At 45.0% G+C, this 1,667-nt stretch carries 1 protein-coding gene and 1 pseudogene; both read left to right on the plus strand.

Annotated features, from left to right (window positions below; all coding sequences use genetic code 11):
- Positions 1-1,316: pseudogene (locus ACMN7X_RS03435) on the plus strand (hypothetical protein); the annotation flags it as partial.
- Positions 1,295-1,447: a hypothetical protein gene (locus ACMN7X_RS03440; protein WP_418746104.1), complete on the plus strand. Its 153-nt coding sequence runs from the start codon at positions 1,295-1,297 to the stop codon at positions 1,445-1,447. The pseudogene ACMN7X_RS03435 and the gene ACMN7X_RS03440, both read left to right, overlap by 22 nt.
- Positions 1,448-1,667: the final 220 nt, after the last annotated feature.

Below are 1,667 nucleotides of genomic sequence, written 5' to 3' on the forward strand. Positions count from 1 at the left end.
CTTGCCCTATCTGTGCCGGTATGGATATGAAGGTGATTCCGCTTTCGGAGGTTGAACCCGGCGTGACTGTGCCGCCGTTCCACCCCAACTGTCGAGGAACCACGGCCCCGGCCATTGATCCCAAGTATGCCGGTGAGAGAGCCGCCCGGAACGCCGATGGGGATGTGTACTATGTTCCCGCCAACATGAAATATGCTGATTGGGTTCAGACCTTCGTGAACGGCGGTTCCAAGGCTGGCTTGACCGTTGCAAAAGCTGTTGATATAATGAAATTGCGGGAAACTATCAAAGCAAAAGAACAGCATTTTTCTGATTTGAAAGCCGAATATGCTTCTTTGGAGGAAACGAACCAGCGGTATTATTTATCTTCTTCGGATTTTGATGATCCCAATGAAAAAGCAGAATGGCGAAAGTGGCGAAAAACGGTTGATATTAACCAAGTTCAAGCCCGTATGTCAGAATTGCGAATGAAGGATTTGCCCCTTGCAAATGCAGATTTGGCGGAAGCGAGATTCCAGCTTTTGAAGGCCCCCGGCGCTTCTGGATATACCCCGGTTTCGACTTTGAAAGAAGCTGAAGCGTATTGCAAATCTGTTCTTGGAATCAATGCTGATTTTAAGGGGCTTTCTATTGAATCGGTGAATGGGTGGAATCAGGGCCTTTCAGATATGCAAGAAGTATTTCCAGATTTGGTGCGGAAAAGATTTAATTTTGTTGGGGAATCCCATCAGAGAAACGCTATTGCCAAACAAATTGAGTTTCAACGGCAACTTGACTGGATTAAGCAAAACAATGTTTACAACTGGACGGATGCCCAATGTGAAGAATGGGCAAAGAAAAAGGCTAATTCGTTTGTTCGGAAGTATCTTTCAGTTGGAAATGAAATGGCTTCCAGTTGGTCACCCCGCCCACCGTTCGATCCTTGCCGGGGTATCTGCCTAAACCGTGGCTTCTATGCTGACTTTGAATCTGCTTCAAAGTCTATGATCCGTCAGGTAGAAATTAAGTGGCACCCGGATAGTTGTTCCACGGTGAAATCTGTGTTTGATCATGAGTTCGGCCACCAATTAGATGATTGGTTGGGGGTTGGAAAGCAGAAGAATATTCAGGCCCTATTTGATTCCAGAACCAGAGATCAAATTAAAGATGAACTTTCGGAATATGCGTGGAATAACCACAATTCAAATCGCTATTCTGAAATGATCGCTGAAGGTTGGTCAGAGTATTGTAACAACCCTAACCCCCGCCCAATGGCAATGGAAATTGGAGAAACCATAGAAAGGTTGTATGTAGAATGGGCAAAGACGAATTTTTGAAAGAAGCCCGTAAAATGGGGATGAATGAAAAGCTGATTGCTGAAATTGTGGAGGAAGTGGAAGAAGATATTGCTTCTGGCCTTCCGATTGATTGGAAAATGTATCTAATTGAACCAGTGATCAGCGATTAACCCTATATCTGATGATTTGACCACCCCGGCCTTTGGCCGGTGGTGGTTTTTTCATACCATCGCCGTTTTGGATTTGTGGGCGGTAAACAGAAATCTAAATGAAATCGTGGTTCCTAACCCACGGTAAAAAAGGATTTTGGAGGTAACAACAATGACTAAAGAAAAGCTGTTGGAATGGGGCCTGACTGAAGAACAGGCCACAAAGGTTATGGAGGGCTTG

This window comes from Frisingicoccus sp., from assembly GCF_048388605.1.
Taxonomy (GTDB): domain Bacteria; phylum Bacillota; class Clostridia; order Lachnospirales; family Lachnospiraceae; genus Frisingicoccus.

Bases quoted from the DNA above. Each gene is read 5' to 3' on its own strand.
- ACMN7X_RS03440 (WP_418746104.1), top strand. From the start codon at position 1,295: ATGGGCAAAGACGAATTTTTGAAAGAAGCCCGTAAAATGGGGATGAAT.